This is a genomic window from Spirillospora sp. NPDC052242, assembly GCF_040679555.1.
Lineage (GTDB): Bacteria > Actinomycetota > Actinomycetes > Streptosporangiales > Streptosporangiaceae > Spirillospora.
In genome coordinates this window covers 69,536-91,860 of sequence record NZ_JBFAUZ010000037.1, presented here as the reverse complement: position 1 = coordinate 91,860, position 22,325 = coordinate 69,536, and the positions used below count along the sequence as shown (strand labels likewise).

The window sequence follows — 22,325 nt, the reverse complement described above, 5'->3', positions numbered from 1 at the left end:
TCGGCCGTGGGAGGAAGGCGAAAGGGCTGGGTTAACTTTTGCAGAGTTTGAGAAGGAAGCCCTTTCATGGCCTCACCGCGACGATTCTAACAGTCAGGCCGGGATCAGGTCGCGCAGATTTTGCAGCGTGAACGCCGTCGAGCCCTCGTGGAGCCGGTCGGGACGTTCGAGGCCGATGAAGGTCACGGGCTCGTCCGGCGGCCGGACCCCGTCGAGCACCGTCAGCCGCCGCGGCTCCATGAGGTCGACCAGGTGCCGGACGGTGAGGTAGCGGCGGTCGATGACCGCGCGGGTCAGCGCGGCCGTCGTCACCCGGTTGCCCTCGACGGTGTTGAACGCGAGCCCGCCGCGCAGGTGCAGGTGCATCCACTTGGCGTGCCAGTCGCCCTCCTTGCCGCGGACGAACGCGAGCGGAAGCGCGATCCGGGCGGGCCCCCGCAGTTCGGACTTCGTCCGGACGGTGCGGGGCTCGAACGGCCGGCCCGCCTGCTTCTCGTCCCGCACCATGAACCCGAAGAACGATTCCTCGACCTCGTCGAACCCTTCGCCCGAATAGACGTTGACCTGCGGGATGACGAACGACGCCTTGACCTTCCGCAGCGACAGGTTGATGAACTCCGACGCGCCGTCCGGCGCCTCGGTGATGTCGCCGGAATGCTCGCCGCCGACCTTGCGGAGCGACGTGTACGACAGCCACTGCGGATTGCCGTAGTTCCGGTCGAGCATGAGTGCGGAAAGGTCGAAGTCGGTGCGGTATTCGCGCTGCTTCCAGTAGACGAAGAACCGCAGCAGTTCCCCGTCGACCGGCGAGAGCGAGCCGCGGGGCAGCACGCCCAGGCCGCTCGCGGTCGCCTTCCCGCTGAGCGGCAGCGCGACGTCGAGGACGGCCGGGTCCACGACGAGGTGCGCGGGCGCGGGAAGCCGCGTGCGGATCTCGTCGTCGAGCAGGTCCTTGAGCCGCCGGAACGCGTCCGGGTCGAGCGGCGGGCGGGTGTCGGGGACGGCGACGCCGCGGCCCGTGCGGCCCGCGAAGACGCGCGTGCCCTTCGCCTTCCTCGTCCGGTTGAGCAGGTGCTCGCGGACCGACAGCAGCACCCGGCCGGACACCTGCCCGGCGACGGCCTCGGCGGCGTCGAGCACCGCGCCGGACGCGTCCGGGTCGGTGCGCAGCAGCCGGTCCAGCGACCGGAACAGCACGCCGGGCGCGTTCGCGGCGAGCTTCGCCGCGCCGGGGACGTCGCCCGCGCCGAGCAGGGCCTCGACCCGGCCGGCGAACGACGGCGCCTTCTTCTCCCCGCGCGCCACCGCGAAGACGTCCTGCGCGTGCGGCCACCGCGGGTACTCGTGCGGGTGCAGGCGCTCGCCGAGGCGCTTCCAGCGCTCGCGGTGCGCGGCCACGTCGCCGAGCTTCGCCGGGTTGTCGCGGACGACCGCGTCCAGCCCCGCGAGGAGCGCGCGGCGCTCGCGGCGGGTCAGCAGGAACTCCGTCGGTTCCGCGAGCGTGACGTCGCCGAGCGACAGCGCGCACGCGAGCCGCAGGACGTCGGTGACCGTGTCGAGCAGGAGGTCGCCGCCCTCGGCCACCCGCACCTGGTTGATCAGGGCGCGGTTCTCCCGCACGGGGATCGCGTCCGGCGCGGCCTCCGTGCAGTGCGCGGCGAGCACCCGCAGGACGTCGCGCTCCTCCTCGGTGAGCGGGGTGACGCTCCCGGCCAGCGCCAGGAAAAGCCGCTCGGCCTCGGCGTCCACCGGACGTCCCGCGTGCAGGACGGTCAGCCGGTCGCCGGCGCCCGCGACCAGTTCGTCGTGCGCGGCCAGCATCTCCTCGTAGGTGTGCAGGTACTTCCCGTACTTCGGCAGCGAGAGGAGGTTGAGCGACCCGTTCACGATCTCGACGTTCGCGTCCGGGTCGGCGAGCGCGTCCACCATGCAGGAGACCCAGAAGTCGAGGGTGTCCGGGACGCCGTGCGGGAAGTCCCGGAAGTAGACGTTGTGCCGGACGTGGTCGCCGACCATGTCCCGCACGACGGGCAGCACCCGCGCGGCGAGACCGTCGACGGCGTCCTCGGCGAGGCCGGACAGCGCGCCGAGCAGGTCGCCCGACAGCTTGAACCCGGCGGACATGAGCGCGGCGTCGAACCGCCGCGCGGCCGTGCCGCCCGCGCCCGCCGGGCCGTCCGGGACGGGCACCCGGTGCGCGTGCCGCACGACGAGACGCTCGAGAGTGTTGGTCACCCGGGAATCGTCGCAATATTCGCGATCCTCGCCTAACGGTTTTCGTGAAGTCGCACGAGGCGCGGCCCGAAGCGGCCCCCGCAGGCTCCCCGGCGACCTCGGCGAACGCCTTGCCCGGACGGACGACGCTTCGGCCTCGTACGTCCTAAATGGGTTGTTCGGGGGGTGAACGGTTGCCACTCTTGGCCCGGAAACGGGAAAGGGGAATGCCGATGTCGACACTGCGGGTGACGGCCGAACGGCTGACGATCCTTCCGCACGACAACGCCGACGCGCTGGAACTCGCGCAGGTGGGGCTGTACCGGGCGGTCGTGCAGAAGGGCCGGTACGCGACCGGCGACTGGGCCGTCTACATCCCCGAGGGGTCGCTGCTCCCCGACGAACTGATCGGCGAACTCGGGCTCACCGGAAAGCTCGCCGGGTCGGGCGAGAACCGCGTGAAGGCGGTACGGCTGCGCGGCGAGCTGTCGCAGGGGATCGTCTGCCGGCCGCGCGCCCTCGACGGGACGGACCTCGCCGCGGCCCACGCCGAGGGGCGGAACTTCGCCGACGAACTCGGCATCGTCAAGTGGGTGCCGCCGATCCCGGTGCACATGGCGGGCGAGGTCGTGCCGGCCCCCGACCTGATCCGGTGGGTGGAGATCGAGGACATCAAGCGGTATCCGACGATCTTCGAGCCCGGCGAGGCCGTCGTGGCGACGGAGAAGATCCACGGGACGGCGTGCCTGCTGACGCTCGCGGACGGCGAGCCGTTCGTGTCCTCGAAGGGGTTCGGCGGCAAGTCGCTGGCGCTCGTCCGCGACGGCAAGAACCTGTACTGGCGGACGCTCGAGGCGCACGGGGCCGTCGAGGCGGCGGCGAAGATCGCGGAGCGGTTCGGCGCGTCCCGGGTCGGGCTGTTCGGGGAGGTGTACGGCCGCCGCGTGCAGGACCTGCACTACGGCGCCGCCGAGCCCGGGTACGCGGCGTTCGACGTCGCGGTGGCGGGCGAGGACGGCGCGGTGCGCTGGCTCGACCCGGCGGAGCTCGCCGAGGTGCTGGCCGACGCGGGCCTGCCCGCCGCGCCCGTCCTGTACGAGGGCGGGTACGACGAGGCGCTGCTGATGGAGCTGGCGAGCGGGCGCGAGACGGTGTCGGGGAAGGCGGAGCACCTGCGGGAGGGGCTGGTCGTGCGGCCCGCGGCGGGGCGCCGCAGCCCGGTGACCGGCGGGCGGGCGATCGCGAAGTTCGTCTCGCCCGGCTACCTCACCCGCAAGGGCGGCACGGAGTTCGAGTGAGCCCGGAGTCCGAGTGAGCGGGTCCCGGCGGTCCGCCGCGCGGCCGCCGGGATCACCGCCGCAGGGCGCGGCCGGAGCGGGCGTCGATCACGAGGGCGTGCCGGGCGCCGTCGGGGCCGACGGCGTCGCCCTCCCAGACGAGCGTGCCGCGGTGGTCGTCGAGGTCCAGTTCGGTGATGCGGGCCCCGGCGACCGTCGCGCGCATCGCGTCGGCGGCGTCCCGGTAGTCGAGCTTCGCGCCCCGGATCCGCCGCAGGTTCTCCTCCCGGTCGGCCCGGTCCTCCGGTTCGGTCTCGTCCCGGACGACCTCGGTGCCCGCGCCGTCCACGAGGAGCTCGCGCTCGGCGCCGTCCGCGGCGACGAGCCGTACCTCCCAGCCGTCGCCCTCGCGCTCGACGGACGTCAGCGCGGTGCCCGGGGCGGCCTTGAGCGCGGTCGCCGCCGCCCGGTCGAGGGCGCCCCCGGCGGGGGTGGTGACGGGCAGCGGCGTGGTGTGCGGCGCGGTGAGGGTCTCCCCGGTGACGGACGGTTCCGGGGTTTCCGGGTCGCCGCCGCCGCAGGCGCTCAGCGCGAGCATCGCGGCCAGTGTCGCGGCGAGTCCTCTCACGACCACCCTCTACCCGCGACCGCGTTCCGTACGCGGGCGAGTGCGCAGGGGGAGGGTTCCCGGTTGGCCCGAAACGGCCAGGCGCCGGGCCGTCCTTGACAGGGGATGTGGCCTGATCACGATGGGAGCGCTCCCACATTTCTCCGCCGGGGGTCGACGGGAATGTGGGAGCGCTTTCATGAACAGGAAAGGGGCCCGTTCATGACCGTGCGAGGCGACGCCCCGCCGTCCCGGACCGACCGGGACGGCCGGGCGGTCCGGCCGCCGCGTCCCTGGGCGGCGCACGTCTGGTGGATCTCCCTGCTCGCCGGCGCGACCGGTGCCGCGGCCGTGTGGTTCCTGATGCCGCACGGCCGGGAGATCGAGGCGGCCTGGGAGCTGCCGGCGAAACCGCTGGCGTTCGCGCTCGCGCACGTCCCGCTCGTCGCCGGGTTCGCGCTCTTCCCGTGGGCGTCCCGGCTGCCTCGAACGCCTCCGCCGGCTCCTCAGCAGCTCTCATGCCCTAAGGACGACGCGCCCCCGCCGAATGTGACACCCGGCCGATCTCGGCCGCGACGAACTCGGCGTGCGGGCGCAGCCGGGCGCGCAGGTCGTCCCAGCGCTCGTCCTCCTCGCCCAGGTAGACCGCGCGCGCCCGGGCCAGGACGGGACGGTGCTCCGCGGGCAGCCGGGGCAGCGCCCACGCGGCCGCCGCGTCCTTCGGCATGATCTCCCCGGTCGCGGCCGTCGCCCACACGCGCGCCAGCGTCAGGACGACGTTGCGGGCGTCGCCGTCGAGCTCGCCGAGCAGCCCGGGGACGCTCCCGACGATCGCCCGGACGACGTCCGCGTGCGGCACCGGGTCGAACACCCGGGACGGCGGCGGGCCGAACAGCGGCGCGTCCCCGGCCAGCGCCATCGTGATCAGCGGCGCCAGGTCGGGGCCCGGCTCCGGGGCCGGGACCGCGCCGCGCTCGTACTCGTCCCGCAGCCACTCGCCGTACTGGAACTCGCAGACCGGCGGGTACCGCCACGGCCGGACGGCCGTCTCCACGACCACCGTCAGCTCCACGGGCCGCGCACCGCCCCCGGAGACCGGCAGCAGCCCCGCCACCAGCGCCCGCCGCTCCGCCTCCGCCGCGGGCCGCCGGACGACCGCGAGGACGTCCACGTCGCTGTGCGGCCGCAGCCCGCCGAGCACGGCCGACCCGTGCAGGTACGCGCCGACGAGGTCGGCGCCGAAGACGGCGTGCAGGAGATCGAGAACAAGGCCGGTCTGTGCGGCACCGTCGGTCCGTCCCATCGCCACCATGCTGGCACAGCCGATCACGAGGGCGGGACGGAGAAGGCGGGACGGTCGGGCTCCGGCAGCCACTCGCGGCCGGGCCGGAACGGGCGGAAGCCCTCGCGGGCGTACGCGAGCAGCGGCGGCAGCACCGGATGCCGGTTGCGCGGATGCCACAGCAGCGACCACGGGTACACCGGGACCGGGTCGACCACCGGGATCCGCACGACGCCGGGATGCCACGGCACGCGGATCTTCTCCCCGACGCCGAACGTGATCAGTTCCCGGGACGCGGCGGTCCGCTCCACCATGTCGTCCAGGCCGAAGTCCGGGCCGGACGTGTCGATGCGCACGCCGAACTCGGCGGTGAGCGCGCGGTAGAAGTCGGCCCATTCGGTGTCGGCCCGCGCGGCGCCCGGCAGCCACAGCCGCGGGCCGACCAGCTCCGCGATCGGCACCCGGTCGCGCCCGGCGAGGGGGTGCTCCCGCCCCACCAGGATGTGGATCGGCTCCAGCAGGACGGGCCGCGCCTCGACGTCGCCGAGGTCCCCGACCGCGCGGCCGAAGAACGCGTCGATCGTCCCGCGGGCGAGCGCGGGCAGCGCGTCGGCCAGCCCGCCGGACCGCAGGATCTCGATGCCCACGTCCGGCACCGTCTCGTGGAAGGCCCGGACGATCTCGACGGGCGCGAGCCGCGTCCCGAGCACGTCCACCCGCAGCGCCCGGTGCCGGCTGCGCACCAGCTCCACGGCCCGGTCGGCGAGCGCGAGCACGGCGCGGGCGTGCACGAGGAAGGACGCGCCGTCGTCGGTGGGCTCGGCGCCGTTCGGCGTGCGGCGCAGCAGGGCCGTGCCGAGGTCGGACTCCAGTTTCGCGATCCGCTTCGACACCGCCTGCTGGCTGATGCCGAGCCGGGCGGCGGCGTCGCCGAAGAACCGGTCGTCGGCGACGGCCACGAAGGCGCGCACCGCGCCGAGGTCCAGGTCCATTCAGCTCCTCCGACAACCGGTGGATGTGACCGCCGAGCGTGTCGATTGTTGGACGGGCGACTCTACCAGCGGGTCGAATGTCGGCTGCGGGAGATCGGCGACAACCGGGAGGCGTAGTGGGCGCGGGAGGGGCAGTGGACTCGTTCGTCCATCTGCATGTGCACACCGAGTACTCGATGCTGGACGGCGCCGCGAAGGTCGGCCCGCTGATGGACGAGGTCGCGCGGCAGGGGATGCCCGCGGTCGCGATGAGCGACCACGGCAACGTGCACGGCGCCTACGAGTTCTTCCACGCCGCGAACCGGGCCGGGGTGAAGCCGGTCATCGGCATCGAGGCGTACGTGGCGCCCGCGTCCCGGCACCACCGGGCGCCCGTGTTCTGGAGCGACGACCCGTCCCTGCGGAAGTCGGACGAGACGACCGGCGCGGGCGGCGACGTGTCCGGGCGCGGCCTCTACACGCACATGACGATGTGGGCGGTGGACGCGGACGGCCTGCGGAACCTGTTCCGCCTGCAGTCCCGCGCCTGGCTGGAGGGGCACGTCCAGAAGTATCCGCGGATGGACGCCGAGCTGCTCGCCGAGCACGCGGCGGGCATCGTCGCCACCACCGGGTGCCCGTCCGGCGAGGTGCAGACGCGGCTGCGGCTCGGCCAGTACGCGGAGGCCGCCGAGGCCGCCGCCCGGTACCGGGACGTGTTCGGCCCCGGCAACTACTTCCTCGAGCTGATGGACCACGGGCTGCCGATCGAACGCCGCGTCCGCGAGGACCTGATCCGGCTCGGCCGCGAGCTGGACCTGCCGCCCCTCGCCACGAACGACTCCCACTACGTCACCGAGGACCAGGCGGAGGCGCACGACGCGCTGCTGTGCATCGGCACCGGCAAGCGGCTCGCCGACGAGAACCGCTTCCGGTTCGGCGGCAGCGGCTACTACATCAAGACCGCCGCGCAGATGCGGGCCATGTGGGACGCCGAGGTGCCCGGGGCCTGCGACAACACGCTCCTGATCGCCGAACGCGTCGGCGACTACGGCGAGGTGTTCGCGCACCGCGACCTGATGCCGCGCTTCCCCGTCCCGGACGGCGAGACCGAGGCGTCCTGGCTGCGCGCCGAGACGCTCCGGGGCGCCCGCACCCGCTTCGGGGACGCACCGCCGCAGGACGTCCTCGACCGGATCGACCACGAGCTGTCCGTCATCGGCGACATGGGGTTTCCCGGGTACTTCCTGGTCGTCGCCGACATCTGCCGGCACGCCCGCGAGAACGGCATCGGGCTCGGCCCCGGGCGCGGCTCGGCGACCGGCTCGATGGTCGCGTACTGCGTCGGCATCACCGAACTCGACCCGATCGAGCACCGGCTCATCTTCGAGCGCTTCCTCAACCCCGAGCGGATCACGATGCCGGACGTCGACCTCGACTTCGACGACCGCCGCCGCGAGGAGATGATCGACTACGTCACCCGCAGGTACGGCGACGACCGGGTGTGCCAGATCGTCACGTTCGGCACCATCAAGGCGAAGGCCGCGGTGAAGGACGCCTGCCGCGTCCTCGGCTACCCGTACGCGCTCGGCGACCGCATCACCAAGGCGTTCCCGGCCGCCGAGGGCGGCAAGGAGATCCCGCTCGCCGCCATCCACGACGCGTCCCACCGGCGGCACGGCGAGGCCGCCGAACTGCGCCGGATGTACGCGGACGAACCGGACGTCAAGCGCGTCATCGACACGGCCGTTGGTGTCGAGGGCCTCACCCGCGGCACGGGCGTGCACGCCGCCGGGGTGATCCTGTCGTCCGAGCCGCTGCTGGACGTGCTGCCGCTGGTCCGCCCGAAGGCCGCCGGCCCGGTCGTCACCGGCTTCCCGTTCACGCAGGCCGAGGACATGGGCCTGCTCAAGATGGACTTCCTCGGCCTGCGCAACCTCACCGTCATCCACGACGCCGTCGCGGGCGTGAAGGCGAACCGGGGCCTGGACGTGGACGTCCGCACCGCGCCCCTCGACGACCCGAAGACCTACGAGCTGCTCGCGCGCGGCGACACGCTCGGCGTGTTCCAGCTCGACAGCGGCGGCATGCGCGTCCTGCTGCGGATGATGCGGCCGACGACGTTCACCGACATCGCCGCCGTCAACGCCCTGTACCGGCCCGGCCCGATGGAGATGGACGCCCACACCAACTACGCGCTGCGCAAGACGGGCCGCCAGAAGGTCGAGCCGATCCACCTGGAACTGGAGGAGGCGCTCGAACCGATCCTCGGCGACACCTACCACCTGGTCGTCTTCCAGGAGCAGGTGATGGCGATCGCGCAGCGGCTCGCGGGGTACTCGCTCGGCGCCGCCGACATGCTGCGCCGCGCCATGGGCAAGAAGAAGAAAGAGGTCCTGGACGCCGAGTGGGAGCGGTTCTCGTCCGGGATGCGGGAACGCGGCTTCTCCGCCGAGGCGATCAAGGCGGTGTGGGACGTCCTCGTCCCGTTCAGCGGCTACGGCTTCAACAAGTCGCACACCGCCGGGTACGGGCTCGTCTCCTACTGGACCGCCTACCTCAAGGCGAACTTCCCCGCCGAGTACATGGCCGCGCTCCTCAGCTCGGTCGGCGACGACAAGGACAAGATGGGCGTCTACCTGTCCGACTGCCGCCGCCTCGGCGTCCGCGTCCTGCCGCCCGACGTGAACGAGAGCGTCCTCGACTTCGCCGCCGTCGGGGACGACGTCCGGTTCGGCCTCGGCGCCGTCCGGAACGTCGGCGCGGGCGTCGTCGAGGCGATCGTCCGGACGCGCGCGGAGAAGGGCGCGTACGTCTCGTTCGACGACTTCCTCGCCAAGGTGCCCGCGCCGGTGTGCAACAAGCGGGTGCTGGAGTCGCTCGCGAAGGCGGGCGCGTTCGACGGCCTCGGCCACCACCGCAAGGGCATCGTCGCGGTCCACGAGCAGGCCGCCGACGCCGTCGTGGACGTCAAGCGGCGCGAGGCGCACGGCCAGGACGCCCTGTTCGGCGCGACCGCCGGGCCCGGCGCGGGGGACGCCGCCCTCGCGGTCGCGATCCCCGACGGCGAATGGGACAAGGCCACCCTCCTCGCCCACGAGCGGGAGATGCTCGGCCTGTACGTGTCGAGCCATCCGCTGGACGGCACCGAGCCCGTCCTCGAACGGCACCGCGACCGGACGATCGCCGAACTGCTCGCGTCCGGCCGGGCGGACGGGCGCGTCCGGCTCAGCGGCATCGTCTCCGGCCTGCAGCGCAAGGTCACCAAGCAGGGCAGCCCGTGGGCGATCGTCGCGCTCGAAGACCACGACGCGTCCGTCGAATGCCTCGTCTTCCCGAGAAGCTACATGTTGTACGGGGACGCGCTCGCCGAGGATCGCGTCGTGTCCGTGCAGGGAAGGATCAACCTGCGGGACGACACGATCAGCGTGTACGCCGAGGAGGTGACCGTCCTGGACGTGACCGGACCCGGCGACGCCGAACCCCCCGTCGTGATCACGGTGGCGGAGTCGCGGGTGACGCCGCGGCTCGTCCGCGACCTGAAGCAGATCCTCCTCGCGCACCCGGGCGCCGCGCCGGTGCATCTGCTGCTCCGGCGCGGCGGCCCGGCGAGCGTCCTGTTCGACCTCGCCCCGTTCCGGGTCGCCCCGGACGCGGCCCTGTTCGGCGACGTCAAGTCGCTGCTCGGCCCCGACTCGGTCACCCGCTCCTGACCCGGCCGTCGACCAGGACGAGCATCCGCTCGATCTGCGCGGACCGCGACCGCTCCACCTTCCCGGCGAGCTTCCGCGTCCACGGGTCCTCGCCGCCGTCCAGCTCCATGCGGGCGAGCTGGACGGCGTCGTCCTGGTGGGCGATCAGCAGGTTGAGGAACTCGCGTTCGAACCGGGCGGCCGGGAGCCGCTCCAGCGCCGCGAGCTCGGCGTCGGTCGTCTCCGGGACGACGCCGCCGTGCGCGTGGTGGGAGTCGGCGGGCGCCCGCAGCGGACGCTCCCACCCCCGTAGCCGCCCGACGATCCCGTCGGCCTCGGCGCGCTGCGTCGTCTCGATCGCCGCGGCGAGCGTCCGCACCTCGGGCCGCACGGGACGCTCGCGGGCGAGCGCCGCCAGCTTCACCGCCTGACCCTGGTGCGGCACCATCATCTGCAGGAACATCACGTCGGTCGAGTTGAAGCCCGCGCCGCCGCGGGTCGCGGCGGCGGTGCCGGCGGGCGGGCCGCCGGCACCGCAGCGCGCGAACAGCAGCAGGCCGCAGGCCGCGAGCAGCGCGAGCGCGGCGTACTTCATCGCGTCGGTCCCGGCGTCAGGCGGCCCGCCACAGCGCGGGCGTCGTGTCCGGTTCCCACCCGGCGATGGCGGTGTGCGGCTGGAGGCACTCGTACGTCGTGCCGCCGTAGGTGACCGTGTCGCCGGTGGCGTAGGACGTCCCGGCGGCCCACGTCCCGGACGGCGGGTCCGTCGGCGGGTCGGTGGGCGGGTCCGTGGGCGGGTCGGTCGGGGGATCGGTGGGCGGGCCGCTCGGCGTGCCGGCACCGCCGAAGTCCACGTCGGAGCAGGTGTAGAACGCCTCGTCGCTGTACTCCATCCGCTGCCAGATCGAGTAGACGAGGTGCCGGCCCGTCCGCTGCGGCAGGTTCAGCGTCCACTTCGTGAACGTGGTCGGGTCGACGTCGTCGAACGTCCGCAGGTGCACCAGGTCGGACCAGCGCAGCGGCTGCGTCGGGTCCCAGCCGGCGCGGGTGATGTAGAACTCGAAGCGGCTGCCCCGGTGCGGCGCGGTCGCGTGGTAGGTGATCTCGAACGGGCCGGGCGCCACGCGCGTCGCGGGCCAGTCGGCCCGCTGGAGGTCGAGCCCCCGGTACTTCGCGCGCCCGGCGCTGCACAACTGCCCGTCCGGGATCATCTCGCGGTGCCGCCCGTCCACGGTGAGCAGCGACACCTCGTTCCAGTCGTAGAACGCCTGCGTGCCGCTCGCCGCGACGGCCGCCTTGCAGGCGTCCGAGTCGGGCGTCTCCGGCCCCTCGTTCTTGCAGACGTACACGCGGCTCGGCGGGTTCGACATCGTGCCGTGCGCGCTCGCCGGCGCCGCCGACGCGAGCACGACCGCGACCGACGCGGCCGGCAGGGTGACGGCCGCGAGCGCGGCCTTCGAGCGGGGGGATCGCATGGATCTCCTTCCGGGATCGGTGGACGGCCTACGGGAGCGAATTCAGGAAGGGCTCGTGGGCGTTCATGAACTCCCAGCCGTAGTAGCGGTCCCAGTTGATGGACCACGTCATGAGGCCGCGCAGGGCGGGGGACGGCCCGCCGCGCAGCTCGTACGCACCGCACTGCCGCCCCTCGACCAGGCAGGTCAGCGCCTGCTGCACCTGCGCGGGCGGCGTGTGGCCGTTCCCCGCGCTGACGGCGGCGGGCACCCCGAACGCGATCTGCTCGGGCCGCAGCCCCGGGAACGTGTGCCCGGTGTTCGCGACGGGGAAGCCGGCCTTGAGCATGTCGGTCATCGCGATGTGGAAGTCGGCGCCGCCCATGTGGTGGTACTGGCCGTCGAGGCCCATGACGGGCCCCGAGTTGTAGTCCTGGACGTGCAGGACCGTCAGCTCGTCGCGCAGCGCGTGGATCACCGGCAGGTACGCGCCCGTCCGGTTGTCGCCGGAGCTCGTCCCGCCGTAGAACTGGTGCCCGACCTGGACGAAGAACGTCTCGGGCGCCATCGTCAGGACGAAGCCGTCGCCGTACCTCGCCGTCAGCTCCTCCAGCGCGGAGATGAGGTTGACGACCACGGGCGTCGTCGGGTTCCGGAAGTCGGCGTCGCCCCGGTCGAGGTAGAGCGAGTGCCCCTCGAAGTCGACGTCGAGGCCGTCCAGCCCGTACCGGTCGATGATCGCCGACACCGACCGGACGAACGCGTCCCGCGCGGCCGCCGTCGTCAGCTGCACCTGCCCGTTCTGGCCGCCGATCGACAGCAGCACCTTCTTCCCTCGTGCCTGCTTCGCCCGGATCGCCGCGGCGAACTCGGCGTCGCTCTCCACGTTCGGGCACTCGCCCACCGGGCACCGCTCGAACCGGACGTCGCCGGACGTCGGCGTCGTCGGCTCCCCGAACGCGAGGTTCACGACGTCCCACGCGTCCGGGACGTCCGCCATCCGCACGTATCCGGACCCGTTCGCGAAGCTCGCGTGCAGATACCCGATGAGCGCGTGCTTCGGCAGGCCCACGTCCGCGCATCCCTCCGTCGTCCCGGTCACGGTCGCGGACCGCGCCGACTCGCCCGCGTCGTTGTCGCCCGCCGTCACGCCGCCCGCCAGCGCGGCCGCGCCCGTCCGGGCCGCACCGGCGGCCGTCGCGCCGCCCGAGCACGTCCAGCCGGCCAGCCCCTGCTCGAACCCGCCGTTGGCCAGGACGTTCGCCGCGTGCGCCGACGGCGCCGCGACCAGCAGGCCCGCGGCCAGCGCGCCCGCGAAGAGAATGCTCCGCATGACGTCCCCCTACGGCAGCGTGTCGAGGTGGGCGCCGACCGTCCGGGCGAACCCGCCGCCGTTCGTGACGTCCCAGTTGATCGACCAGGTCATGGCGCCCCGGATGTCCGGGTACGTCCGCGCGGGCCGGAACGAGCCGCAGTTCGTGCCCCGGGCGAGGCAGTCGAGCGCGTCCGTCACCGTCGACGGCGCGACCACGCCGCCGCCCGCCGCGCCCGGCCCCGCGGGCAGCCCGAGCGCCACCTGGTCCGCGCGCAGCCCGTTCTCGAGCTGGATGCAGGCCAGCGCCGTCATGAAGTCGACCGACCCCTGCGCGTACACGCCCTGGTCGCAGCCCAGCATCGAGCCCGAGTTGTAGTACTGCATGTGGACGACGGTCAGGATGTCCTTGATGTTGAGCGCGAGCTGGAAGTACGACCCGCCCGTCGACTGCATGTCGATCGTCTGCGGCGCCATCGTGATGATGAGATCGCTCCCGGCCTTCGCCCGGAGCGCCCGCAGCGCCTGCGCCATGTACGTCGCGTTCAGCCCGTTCTCCAGGTCGATGTCGACGCCGTCGAACCCGTACTCGGTCATCACCCCGAACACCGAGTCCGCGAACAGCGTCGCGGCGGCCGCGCTGTCGACCCGCACCGTGCCCTTCTCGCCGCCGACCGACAGGATCACCTTCTTCCCCCGTGCCCGCAGCGCCGCGACGTCCGCCTTGAACTGTGCGTCCGTGTACCCCCCGACGGCCTGCGCCAGCCCCGGGTCGACCCCGAACACCACCTCGCCCGCCCGCGCGGTGGCCTCACCGAACGCGACCGCCACGAGGTCGTACTCGTCCGGCGTCTGCGACAGCTTCAGCTCCTGCGCGGGGTTCTCGAAGTTGTGCCAGTAGCCGGTCAGGAAGTGCCTCGGCAGCGGCCCGGTCGCGCACCCCGTGGTCGTCCCCGTGACCGTGCTCCCGGCCGACTCGCCCTCCCCGTCGAACGCCTTCACGGTGAACGTGTGCGTGCTGCAGGGCTCGAGCCCCGCGACCGTCGCGGACGTCCCGGTCACGCTCGCGCGCACGTCCGTCCCCGCGTACACCCGGTACCCGTCGGGCGCCCCGGCGCTCGCCGTCCACGCCAGCGTCAGCGAGGTGTCGGTGCGCCCGGTGACGCGCGGCGTCCCCGGAGCCCCGAGCCCGCCGCCCGGCGCGCCCGCGCACGGGCCCCCGTTGAACGTGCAGTTCTCCGGCGCGCCCGGCCCGCTCCCGAGGAACCCGAACGTCACCGTCCCGCCCGGCGGGATCGACGCGTTCCAGCCCCGGTCGGTGAACGTGTGACGGTTCCCGTCGCGGGTCAGCGACGCGTCCCAGAACGAGCCGACGCTCGTCCCGGCGGGCAGGTCGAACTCGACGCGCCACCCGTCGATCACGGTGGCGGACCCGTTCGTCAGGGTGAACCTGGCCTGCCAGCCCGACCCCCAGTCGGCGGTCTTCTCGAACGTCGCGGCCGGCGCGGCGGCGGCCAGCGCGGGCGGCGGAACCAGCAGGACGAGCAGCAGCGCGGCGAGAACGCCGGCGAACGAACGCGTGCGCAAGAGAAACTCCAAGGCGCGGATAGGGAGCTGACGGACGTTCCCCCGAACCCCGAAGCGATCGCGATCTAATAGGAAGGTTTCCTAATTGGTGGCACGTTAACCACGCCTCCGTCCCCCGACAACCCCCACGCCCCGCACCGCCCGAGCCCCCCGACCAACCACCGCAGCTAGCCGCCCGAACCACCACCGCCCGTCGGCGAACATTGGCAAGACCCGCCGAACTCCCACCCCGCCCTCCGGCGAACAGCACCAAACCGGCCGTGAATCCTCGCCCGCGCCCGCCACGACGGCACCTCGACACCCAGCCGGAGCCGGGCGGCCTGTACCCGCGCGAGGTGCTGAAGCTGGTCCGCCGGTTCGCCGCGGAGGGCCTGCTCGGCATGGAGGTCGTCGAGGTGTCGCCGCCGTACGACCGGGCGGTCGCGGTAGGTTGACACGATGCCGACAATCATTGGCGGAGTGCCAGTAAGCGGGCATCGCGGTCATCGCGGCGGTGCCCGGTATCGTCGGACCCCGGACGGGCGAGGACGGTGAGCGCACAGATGAGCGACGACGCAGCGGGCGAGGGGACGCCGCCGCGGCGCGTCCGCAAGGAACCGGACGAGCGGCGCGACCAGATCCTCGCGTGCGCGCGCCGGCTGTTCAGCCGCCGCCCGTACGCCGAGGTGTCCAACACCGAGATCGCGGCCGCCGCCGGGGTCAGCCGGGGGCTGCTGAACCACTACTTCGGCACGAAGCGCGAGCTGTACCTGGCGGCCGTCAGCAAGATGATGAGCGTCCCGCCGATCCCGATCCCGCCGTTCGTGGAGGGCGCGGAGGTGCGGGACCGCGTCGGGCAGAGCCTCGACGCGTGGCTCGAGCTGCTGGAGCGCAACCGGGAGACGTGGGTCGCGGCCCTCGACATGACCACGTCGGGCGGCGACGAGGACCTGGAGCGCATCCTCGAGGAGGGCCGGGACCGGGCCGTCGACCACATGACCGAGGTCGTCGGGCTCACCCCGCTGTCGCGGGACCGCCCCGAGATCCGCGCCGCGTTCCACGGCTACGCGGCGATGGCCGTCGCGACCAGCCGGGAATGGCTCAAGACCGGGCGGCTGACCAGGGCGCAGGTCCACCTGATCCTGCAGGAGGTCCTGCTGAACCTGCTCGACCAGTTCCCCCGCCTGCTGGAGGAGGAGCCGCCGCGTCCCGCCGGGGACGCGCGGCCCTGACGTCTCCCGAGTGACGGGGGCCCGCGGCCCGTCCTACGCGTTCGCCGCGGGGACCTCGCCGTCCCCGGCCGCGACGGGGGTGGGCAGCGGGATGGAGACGTGCCCCTCGGTCAGCAGCCTGCCGAACATCTGCTTGAGCGCGTCGCCGTCGTTGAGGTGCGGGAACGGCTCGTCCGGGGCCTCGACCCCGAGGAACGAGCACAGCGGGCCCCAGCCCTCGCGCACGTCGAACACCAGGAGCCGGTCCGCGGGCAGGCCCGCCCGGACGGTCTCGACGTACCGTTCGAAGGCCGCGGCGGCGGTGTCCTCGTCGGGCACGCCGGACTCCGGGTCCCAGTCGGGGCCGAAGAGGTCGCGCCCGTGCCGGTCCAGGATGGGGCGCATCCGCTCCATGGCGGCGGCGACGGGGCGCGCGGCCTCGGGCAGGTCGTCCGCGGCCGTCATGGCGGGGCCGTTCGTCATCAGGTTGCTGAAGCTGGCGTGCCAGCGGCGAGGGTCGCGGACGGTCAGCACGACCTTCGCCTCCGGGTAGGCGTCGGCGAGCTCGCGCCAGAACCCGCTGGACGGCCAGTCCTGGGCGGACGCGTACCCGTCCAGCACCCGGTCCCAGTCGACGGGCCCGCCGCCGGCGGCCGGGAGCCAGCGGTCGGCCTGCGCCGGATTCGTGAGGATCTCGAACATGTGGTGGCAGGGCCCGAGCCCGAGCCGTTCCAGGGCCGCCTTCATCGACGTCGTCCCCGTTCGCGGCAGTCCCGCACCGATGACCTTGAGCATGCTGACGCCTCTCACCCTCGGTAGGCACGCGCCGCCCTGCGCCGGGTCCCGCGGCCCCGAGGAGCACGCATCGGGCGGCACCCGATCGACGCTAGATCACGTTTCGGAAAAGCTCAATGTCCCGCCTCGCGTTCCCGTCGGAATGATCACGTATTGCCTATTTTGACTGGTAGGCAAGGGGTGAGTGGTCGATGTCACAAAAAGGCGTTCGAGAATTCCCACCTTTTCGGTCGCTTTAATATGAAGCCTCCGCGGGCGGCCCCGGCCGCGCGGGCGCCCGGCGCCGACACGGGACGTCCGGGTACCGGTCAGGGCCCCGGGTCACATAGCGTGACCCGTGCAGGGGGACAGGGCGTTCCCTCATCGGTGGCCGGATGGAGGACCGGGCATGGCCAGACACGTCAGGCGCGGCGTGGCGCTCGTCGTCGGAGCGCTGCTGACGCTGACCGGCGTCGCGCTGCTCGTCCTGCCCGGCCCCGGGCTGCTGCTGGTGCTGGCGGGCCTGCTCGTGCTCGCCCGCGAGTTCCCCATGGTCGAGCGCTACGTCGACCCCGTCCAGAACGCCGCGATGCGGGCGGCCGAGGAGAGCGTGTCGTCGCCGTGGCGCCTCGCCGGGTCGATCCTCACGGCGGCGGCGCTGTTCGGCGCGGGCGTGGCGTGGGGCCTCGTCGACCGGCTCCCGTTCAGCGGCTGGAGCACGGGCTCGGGCCTGATCCTGTCCGGGTTCATCCTCATCGGGCTGCTGGCGTGGAGCCACCGCCGGGTCAAGGCCGCCGCGCTCGCCGCCCCGCCCGCCCCGGACGACGCCCGCTGACCGTCCTCGCCGGGGACGTCCCGCCGAATTCGCCCAGCCCGTAGAAACGGGCCCGCAATTGTTCGAGCCCGCTCCTACGGGAGGGAAAAGATAAGCGAACGGGAACTGTGAGGCGCGCGCGCCGGATGCGGCTGCCCACGTGCCCCACGTGCCCCGCGCGCTCGGGGCCTCAGCGCACGGTGTACGCGCCGATCAGCGTCTGGTCGAGCACGCCCGGGACCGTCGTCCGGAGCGACACCGCGCCGCCGGCCGGATTCCGCACCGTCGCCTTCCAGACGCCTCCCGCCTCGTCCACGCGGACCTCGCGCCAGGTGCGCCCGTCGTCGTGGGACACCCGCAGCGCCGGGGCCGCGTCGCCGCCCTCGACGTCCAGCGTGATCGGCTGCGCGGCGCCCGCGCGGGCGCGGTTGCGGATGTCGAGCGGCGTCCGGACCCGGACGTACGGCAGTTCCATCGGTTCGCCGTCGCGGACCGTGAACCGCGTCTCGCCGCGGAACGCCGACCCGGACTCGGCCCACGGCGCCCTCCCGGCGGCGTCCACGACGAGGGTGTACTCGCCGGGCGGCGGCGCCGCCCAGTCGTGCGCGCGGCCCGGCTCGTCGCTGCGGTAGACCTCGCGGCCCTCGGCGTCCAGCAGCCGCGACGTCCCGGTCGTCCCCGCGTACGGGGAGAGGCCGCTGCCGCTGTCCCACGTGGACAGCAGCCGGACGGCGATGCTCGGCTCACCGCCCGCGGTGCTCCAGATCGCCGTGCTCCGGCCAGGCGCGAACGGGCCGATGTGCCAGTCCCGCCGGTACCTACCGGGACGCGGCGGCGCCACCTCGCGGGACCGCTCGACGAGCTCCGCGAACGCGCAGTCGGGCGTGGTGATCGCGGAGTCGAGCGCCCACCGGAAGCCGGGGGAGAGGTACTCGGTGCGGACGGTCGGCAGCGCTCCCACGCCCACGTAGAAGCCGAGGCGGAAGCCCGTTCCCCAGTCGACGCCGAAGTGGCTCCCGCCGCAGGCCGCCCCGCCCCGCGTCCCGTACCGGGTGCGGTACGCTGCGAGCGTCTCCGTCCGGACGGTCGCGGGGAACGGGTCCGCGACGCGGCCCTCGACCACGTTCGCGAGCCCGTAGACGTACGGGCTGCCCTCCTCGGCGCCGCCCTCGGTCATGATCGCCTGAGTGCGCAGGGTCAGGCCGTCCGCCGGGCCGGTCGGCACGACGTACAGCTCCGCGCCGCCCCACGTGACCGCGAGCGGCAGCACCTCGTCGCCGATCCGCTGCGCCACCTCGACCGACGCGGTCAGCGGGGCCGCCCCCGCCCGGTCCACGCGCGGGAGAACGCGCACCCCTTCGCGGGCGTCGAGCACGAGGTCGCCGGGGCGGACGTCCGGAAGGTGCACGACCGTCGTCGACTCGCCCGTCGCCACCTGCGCGGTCACCGCGTAGCGCCCGTCCGGGATCAGGCCCTCCAGGTACCCGTCCGTCACTTCGGCCTCGAACCCGGGGCCGCCGTCCAGGGGGACGAGCGACACGTGGGTGGGCTCGGGCGCGCGTCCGTCGCGGTCGAAGATCCGGATGCTCACCGGCAGCCCGGACGCCGCCCGGACGGACGCGAGCGGGCGCACCTCCGAACGGTGCGGCGTTCCCGTGACCTTCGGCGCGCGATAGCCGTCCTCCCGCGCGGTAGGCGCGGCGGCGGCCGGGGCGGGGGCCGGTGCGGCGGGTCCGGCGGGTGCCGCCTGTGCCGGGACGGCCGCCCCGGTCACGGCCAGTGCGGCCGCCACGAGGCCCGTCGCGATCTGCTTCGTCGGCAAGAATGCCTCCTTGGGAGAGTGTTCCGCCGACTGTTGCCCGACACCGCCCGCCGCGTTCGCGGCCGTCCGGGACGGGACGGGGATGGGGCATCGAGTGCGGTGCCTCCGCTCTCCCGCATCGAGTAAGCGGCCTTGCCCCGATTCACGTCCAGAAAGTGGCGGGGGCGCAATAGCTACCCGTCGGCCTTCTCCCTCAGCGCTACGCCATGCCGTTCTCGGCAGGCGGCTATCAAGGCAATCGAAAGTGCGGGGCGGGTGTCGGAACTCGGGAGAATGCGAGCTTTTCTTGCTGATACCTTCCCGCAACCGCCCGCTCGGTAGAACGAAAGTCAGAACCGATTCAGCGATCTCGACGAGAGGTGCGACGACATGCAGACGGATACCGACCGCGGCGAGGGGCGCGCCGCCGCGCGGCGGCCGCGCCGCCTCCGGCCGCTCGTGACGATGGCGGCGGCGGTCGCGGCCGTCGGGCTGCTGGCGGGCGCCTGCGGCGACGACGGCGGCGAGGGCGGCGGCACCGGTGTCGCCGCCGCCACCCCCGGGGCCGCGGGCCAGCCGAAGACCGGCGGCGCCGGCGGCGGCGGGGGCGACCCGCTCGCCTACGCCAAGTGCATGCGCGACAACGGCGTCGCGGACTTCCCCGACCCCGACTCGGACGGCCGGCTGGCCATCGACGGCAGCAAGGTCGACATGGACTCGCCGGCGTTCAAGGCGGCCCAGGAGAAGTGCAAGGAGTTCGACCCGCCGCCCCCGCCGGAGCCCGCGGCGGACCGCAAGGCGGCGCTCGAATACGCCAAGTGCATGCGCGAGAACGGCATCCCCAATTTCCCGGACCCGGACGCCCAGGGCAAGACCGACATCGACGCGAGCACCGGCATCGACCTCGACGGCGCGGCCTACAAGAAGGCCGACGAGGCGTGCAAGAAGGTCCTGGTGCACGGCGGCAAGAAGGTCGGAGGCGGTGGGTGACCACCCGCACCGTGCGGAACCCCGGCGCGCGCGACGGCGCGCCGGGGTCAGCCGGCGGCCGCCGGGGCGGACGCGTCCTCGGGAGTGTGCGCGCCGCCGGCCGCCGCGCCGGCCGCGGCCGGCGCGGGCAGGAAGCGGAGCGTGACCGTCAGCCCGCCGCCGGGGCGCGGCTCCGCGCGCAGATCCGCGTCGTGGGCGGTGGCGATGGCCTGCACGATGGACAGGCCGAGGCCGAGCCCCTCGCTGCGTCCGGTGCGTTCGGTCCCGAGCCGCTGGAACGGCATGAACAGCCGCTCCAGCGCGTCCGTCGGTACGACCGGGCCGGTGTTCTCCACCGTCAGGACGGGCCGGTCCCCGTCCATGCCGGTGGCGACCGTCACCCGGCCGTCCGGGACGTTGTGCCGCAGCGCGTTGTCGACCAGGTTGATCACCAGGCGTTCCGCGAGGCCCGGGTCGCCCGCCGCGACCGCCTCGCCGAGGGCGGCGTCCAGGGTGACGCCGCGCCGCTCGGCCTCCGCGCGGCGGGCCGCCACGACCTGCCCGGTCAGCCGGTCGAGCGCGACCGACACCCGGCGCTCGATGCCCGCCTGCCCGCGCGCCAGCGTGAGCAGCGCGGCGACCAGCCGCTCCTGATGCCGGCCCGCGGCGATGACCCGCAGGTGCGCGTCCCGCAGCGACTCCACGGTCGCGTCGGGGTCGGCGAGCGCGACCTGCGACAGCGTCCGCTGCCGCGCCATCGGGGTGCGCAGCTCGTGCGACGCGTTGGCGACGAACCGGCGCTGGGCCTCGAACGCGGCCTCCAGCCGGGCGAGCAGCCCGTCGATGGTGTCGCCCAGGTCCTTCAGCTCGTCGGTGGGGCCGGGCAGCGCCAGCCGCTCGTGCAGGTTGGTGGCCGAGATCTCGCGGGTCGCGGCCGTGATGACGCGCAGCCGCCGCAGGATGCGGCCGGCGACGACCCAGCCCAGCCCGACCGACGCCAGCGACATGATCCCCAGCGCGATGCCGGACTGGACGAGCTGCGTCCGCCGCTGCCGCTCCTTCTGGTGCCGGGCCAGCGCGGCGATCTGCCGGTCGTCGATGTCGCCCGGCGGGGTCAGCCCGCGGTTGCCGGTGTCGCTGTCGTCCCGCTGCGCCGGGCCCCGCTTGCGCGGCGGGTCCCGCATTTCCTTGATCGACGTCGTGATGCCGTCCTCGCCCTGGTAGAAGTACACGCCCTGGGTGGCGCGGTCCACCAGAAAGAAGGTGATGCCGAGCGTGACCGCGCCCGACAACAGGAAAAGCGCGCCGTAGAGCAGCGTGAGCCGGAGCCGGACGGTGTTGCGGGGCAGTCGGAACCGCATGGGCGTCCTTCAGATTCGGTAGCCGGATTTGGCCACGGTTTCGATGACCGGCGGGTCGCCGAGTTTGGCGCGCAGCCTGCTGATCGTCACCTTGACGGTCTTGGTGAACGGGTCGGCGGACTCGTCCCAGACCCGTTCCAGGAGTTCCTCCGCGGACACCGCCCGCCCGTTCGCGGCGAGCAGCAGTTCCAGGACGCCGAACTCCTTCGGGGCGAGGTCGAGGGTCCGCCCGGCCCGCCGCGCCCGCCGCTGCGCCACGTCCAGCTCGATGTCGCCGTGCCGCAGCACCGGCGGCACCGCCGGATGCGCCCGCCGCGCCAGCGCGCCGATCCGCGCCATGAGGACGGGGAAGTCGAACGGTTTCGGTAGGTAGTCGTCCGCGCCCAGGTTGAGCCCGTCGACCAGGTCGTCGCTGGTCGCGGCCGCGGTGAGCATCAGCACCCGGCTGCCGCGCCCCGCCGACACGAGTTGCGCGCAGACCTCGTCGCCGTGCAGGCCGGGCAGGTCGCGGTCGAGGACGATGACGTCGTAGTCGTTGACCATCGCGCGTTCCAGCCCGGACGATCCGTCGAGCGCGACGTCGACGGCCATCCACGCCCGGCGCAGCCCCACCGCGACCGTCTCCGCCATTTCCTCGTCGTCCTCGATGACCAGTATCCGCACCGCCCCGCACCCCCGGAAAGATCATTGAGCTCCGACCGCCCGGTCCATTCGGGCCGGGCGCGCGGCGTCCGCACGCCGCGCGAATCGCCATGCTAACCGAGGCCCGGTTTCGGCAGGGTTTCAGCGCCGAAATCCCGAAGGCGGACGCCGCTTCCCGGCGGCTCACGGCACCGCCCGCCGACCGAAAGGTGCGATTTTGTCGGCTCGCCGGAAGGGGCGGGGGCACCCGCCCGCCGGTCCGCCGCCCGAGGAAATGCGCCGCCGCCGATACCGTCCCGAAACCGTCGCCCGAGTAGAACCACATTGACATCGGAAAAGGCATCCGCCGAAGGAGAAGCAATGCGCGGCACCGAATAT

The 22,325-nt window shown here is 73.4% G+C and carries 18 protein-coding genes; 6 read left to right on the top strand and 12 right to left on the bottom strand.

The features are described from left to right. Positions 1 to 93: 93 nt before the first annotated feature. A complete protein-coding gene (locus tag AB0L25_RS27880; protein ID WP_500175665.1) occupies positions 94 to 2,235 on the bottom strand; it encodes a TerD family protein in 2,142 nt (713 codons plus the stop codon). 212 nt (positions 2,236 to 2,447) lie between these two features. Here AB0L25_RS27880 and AB0L25_RS27875 point away from each other — a divergent pair, with 212 nt between their 5' ends. Further along, a complete protein-coding gene (locus AB0L25_RS27875; RefSeq protein ID WP_500175664.1) occupies positions 2,448 to 3,512 on the top strand; it encodes an RNA ligase (ATP) in 1,065 nt (354 codons plus the stop codon). Positions 3,513 to 3,564: 52 nt separating this feature from the next. Here AB0L25_RS27875 and AB0L25_RS27870 read toward each other — a convergent pair whose 3' ends face one another. The 3 genes from AB0L25_RS27870 to AB0L25_RS27860 form a co-directional block, all read right to left on the bottom strand. Next, positions 3,565 to 4,119, bottom strand: coding sequence for a PepSY domain-containing protein (locus tag AB0L25_RS27870; RefSeq protein ID WP_500175663.1), 555 nt, complete (start codon positions 4,117 to 4,119; stop codon positions 3,565 to 3,567). 502 nt (positions 4,120 to 4,621) lie between these two features. Next, on the bottom strand, positions 4,622 to 5,401 hold the full coding sequence (locus AB0L25_RS27865) for an aminoglycoside adenylyltransferase family protein (RefSeq protein ID WP_500175662.1): 780 nt from the start codon (positions 5,399 to 5,401) through the stop codon (positions 4,622 to 4,624). A gap of 23 nt (positions 5,402 to 5,424) precedes the next feature. Beyond that, on the bottom strand, positions 5,425 to 6,372 hold the full coding sequence (locus AB0L25_RS27860; RefSeq protein ID WP_500175661.1) for a LysR family transcriptional regulator: 948 nt from the start codon (positions 6,370 to 6,372) through the stop codon (positions 5,425 to 5,427). Positions 6,373 to 6,449: 77 nt separating this feature from the next. Between AB0L25_RS27860 and dnaE the strand changes: the two genes are divergently transcribed. Continuing rightward, a complete protein-coding gene (dnaE, locus tag AB0L25_RS27855; protein WP_500175660.1) occupies positions 6,450 to 10,064 on the top strand; it encodes a DNA polymerase III subunit alpha in 3,615 nt (1,204 codons plus the stop codon). Here the strand turns inward: dnaE and AB0L25_RS27850 are convergent. The 4 genes from AB0L25_RS27850 to AB0L25_RS27835 are packed head-to-tail and all read right to left on the bottom strand — an operon-like array spanning position 10,051 to position 14,396. Continuing rightward, positions 10,051 to 10,638: a DUF305 domain-containing protein gene (locus tag AB0L25_RS27850; RefSeq protein WP_500175659.1), complete on the bottom strand. Its 588-nt coding sequence runs from the start codon at positions 10,636 to 10,638 to the stop codon at positions 10,051 to 10,053. The genes dnaE and AB0L25_RS27850 overlap by 14 nt on opposite strands. A gap of 16 nt (positions 10,639 to 10,654) precedes the next feature. Further along, complete coding sequence (locus tag AB0L25_RS27845; RefSeq protein WP_500175658.1) at positions 10,655 to 11,518, bottom strand: lytic polysaccharide monooxygenase auxiliary activity family 9 protein; 864 nt, start codon at positions 11,516 to 11,518, stop codon at positions 10,655 to 10,657. A gap of 28 nt (positions 11,519 to 11,546) precedes the next feature. Then, positions 11,547 to 12,830, bottom strand: coding sequence for a chitinase (locus tag AB0L25_RS27840; RefSeq protein WP_500175657.1), 1,284 nt, complete (start codon positions 12,828 to 12,830; stop codon positions 11,547 to 11,549). Positions 12,831 to 12,839: 9 nt separating this feature from the next. After that, positions 12,840 to 14,396: a chitinase gene (locus AB0L25_RS27835; RefSeq protein ID WP_500175656.1), complete on the bottom strand. Its 1,557-nt coding sequence runs from the start codon at positions 14,394 to 14,396 to the stop codon at positions 12,840 to 12,842. A gap of 260 nt (positions 14,397 to 14,656) precedes the next feature. On the opposite strand from AB0L25_RS27835, the gene AB0L25_RS27830 reads away from it, so the two are divergent. Next, positions 14,657 to 14,830: an arginase family protein gene (locus AB0L25_RS27830; RefSeq protein ID WP_500175655.1), complete on the top strand. Its 174-nt coding sequence runs from the start codon at positions 14,657 to 14,659 to the stop codon at positions 14,828 to 14,830. Positions 14,831 to 14,938: 108 nt separating this feature from the next. Further along, on the top strand, positions 14,939 to 15,607 hold the full coding sequence (locus tag AB0L25_RS27825; RefSeq protein ID WP_500175654.1) for a TetR/AcrR family transcriptional regulator: 669 nt from the start codon (positions 14,939 to 14,941) through the stop codon (positions 15,605 to 15,607). A gap of 33 nt (positions 15,608 to 15,640) precedes the next feature. Here the strand turns inward: AB0L25_RS27825 and AB0L25_RS27820 are convergent, their stop codons facing one another. Further along, the gene (locus AB0L25_RS27820) at positions 15,641 to 16,381 is read right to left on the bottom strand and encodes a sulfotransferase family protein (protein WP_500175653.1); all 741 of its coding nucleotides are present in this window, start codon (positions 16,379 to 16,381) and stop codon (positions 15,641 to 15,643) included. A gap of 388 nt (positions 16,382 to 16,769) precedes the next feature. Here AB0L25_RS27820 and AB0L25_RS27815 point away from each other — a divergent pair, with 388 nt between their 5' ends. After that, positions 16,770 to 17,195, top strand: coding sequence for a PGPGW domain-containing protein (locus AB0L25_RS27815; RefSeq protein ID WP_500175652.1), 426 nt, complete (start codon positions 16,770 to 16,772; stop codon positions 17,193 to 17,195). A gap of 169 nt (positions 17,196 to 17,364) precedes the next feature. Here AB0L25_RS27815 and AB0L25_RS27810 read toward each other — a convergent pair whose 3' ends face one another. Continuing rightward, entirely contained in the window at positions 17,365 to 18,996 is a 1,632-nt protein-coding gene (locus tag AB0L25_RS27810) for a hypothetical protein (protein ID WP_500175651.1), read from the bottom strand. A 369-nt stretch (positions 18,997 to 19,365) separates the two neighbouring features. Here AB0L25_RS27810 and AB0L25_RS27805 point away from each other — a divergent pair, with 369 nt between their 5' ends. After that, on the top strand, positions 19,366 to 19,965 hold the full coding sequence (locus tag AB0L25_RS27805; RefSeq protein WP_500175650.1) for a hypothetical protein: 600 nt from the start codon (positions 19,366 to 19,368) through the stop codon (positions 19,963 to 19,965). Positions 19,966 to 20,012: 47 nt separating this feature from the next. On the opposite strand, the gene AB0L25_RS27800 is transcribed toward AB0L25_RS27805, so the two are convergent. Next, on the bottom strand, positions 20,013 to 21,305 hold the full coding sequence (locus tag AB0L25_RS27800; RefSeq protein WP_500175649.1) for a sensor histidine kinase: 1,293 nt from the start codon (positions 21,303 to 21,305) through the stop codon (positions 20,013 to 20,015). A 9-nt stretch (positions 21,306 to 21,314) separates the two neighbouring features. Further along, entirely contained in the window at positions 21,315 to 21,968 is a 654-nt protein-coding gene (locus AB0L25_RS27795) for a response regulator transcription factor (protein ID WP_026405150.1), read from the bottom strand. Positions 21,969 to 22,325: the final 357 nt, after the last annotated feature.

Coding starts and splice junctions, on each gene's coding strand:
- AB0L25_RS27875 (WP_500175664.1), top strand. CDS start 2,448: ATGTCGACACTGCGGGTGACGGCCGAACGGCTGACGATCCTTCCGCAC.
- AB0L25_RS27865 (WP_500175662.1), bottom strand. CDS start 5,401: ATGGGACGGACCGACGGTGCCGCACAGACCGGCCTTGTTCTCGATCTC.
- AB0L25_RS27860 (WP_500175661.1), bottom strand. CDS start 6,372: ATGGACCTGGACCTCGGCGCGGTGCGCGCCTTCGTGGCCGTCGCCGAC.
- dnaE (WP_500175660.1), top strand. CDS start 6,450: ATGTCGGCTGCGGGAGATCGGCGACAACCGGGAGGCGTAGTGGGCGCG.
- AB0L25_RS27850 (WP_500175659.1), bottom strand. CDS start 10,638: ATGAAGTACGCCGCGCTCGCGCTGCTCGCGGCCTGCGGCCTGCTGCTG.
- AB0L25_RS27845 (WP_500175658.1), bottom strand. CDS start 11,518: ATGCGATCCCCCCGCTCGAAGGCCGCGCTCGCGGCCGTCACCCTGCCG.
- AB0L25_RS27840 (WP_500175657.1), bottom strand. CDS start 12,830: ATGCGGAGCATTCTCTTCGCGGGCGCGCTGGCCGCGGGCCTGCTGGTC.
- AB0L25_RS27825 (WP_500175654.1), top strand. CDS start 14,939: ATGAGCGACGACGCAGCGGGCGAGGGGACGCCGCCGCGGCGCGTCCGC.
- AB0L25_RS27820 (WP_500175653.1), bottom strand. CDS start 16,381: ATGCTCAAGGTCATCGGTGCGGGACTGCCGCGAACGGGGACGACGTCG.
- AB0L25_RS27815 (WP_500175652.1), top strand. CDS start 16,770: ATGGCCAGACACGTCAGGCGCGGCGTGGCGCTCGTCGTCGGAGCGCTG.
- AB0L25_RS27805 (WP_500175650.1), top strand. CDS start 19,366: ATGCAGACGGATACCGACCGCGGCGAGGGGCGCGCCGCCGCGCGGCGG.
- AB0L25_RS27800 (WP_500175649.1), bottom strand. CDS start 21,305: ATGCGGTTCCGACTGCCCCGCAACACCGTCCGGCTCCGGCTCACGCTG.